The 549-nt window shown below is 29.9% G+C and carries 1 pseudogene; it reads right to left on the bottom strand.

Annotation, left to right across the window (positions count from 1 at the left end):
- Nucleotides 1-549, bottom strand: a pseudogene (locus RI68_RS04025) (DNA double-strand break repair protein Rad50); the annotation flags it as partial.

Genomic DNA, 549 nt, shown 5'->3' with positions numbered 1-549 from the left:
TGTATTTATTTCTTCATCGATAGGTTCTAATTTTATTTCTAGTTGTTCTTGTTGTAAGAATCTTGCCTTATCTTTTTCGGATTCTTTATTAAATTGGTTTCTTTTATTTTTTAGTTCTTTAATTATGTTATAATATTCGCCGATAACGGAATTTTCTTCTTGTTCGATTTTTTTAACTAATTTCCTTGACTGTCCGTATTCTTCCAGGATTTTTTTGTCTTGTAATTTATCTTTATATTCTTCTATTTTCTTTTCGTAGTCTTTTTTGTCAGCTTCGAGTTTGGCTAGGTCGCGATCGATTTCGTTAAGATACGAGTCTAAAGTTTCTTTGGTAATCATTGGGAGTGATTCTTTGTTTTCATTCACTACTTCGTTGTACATATGCCATAAACGATGCCCTTCGTGAAGAATTAAAGTAGTTTTACCCATGCCTTGAGCATATTTTTTAGTAACACTAATAGTTTTGCCTAATGTTTTAATTCCAAATTTAGCAGGAATTAAATCAGTAACTTTATCAAAAGCTTTGAAGCTAAATTTAAAGACATTACC

Source organism: Vaccinium witches'-broom phytoplasma str. VAC (assembly GCF_000309405.1).
GTDB lineage: Bacteria > Bacillota_I > Bacilli_A > Acholeplasmatales > Acholeplasmataceae > Phytoplasma.
This window is presented reverse-complemented; position numbering and strand designations above follow the sequence as displayed.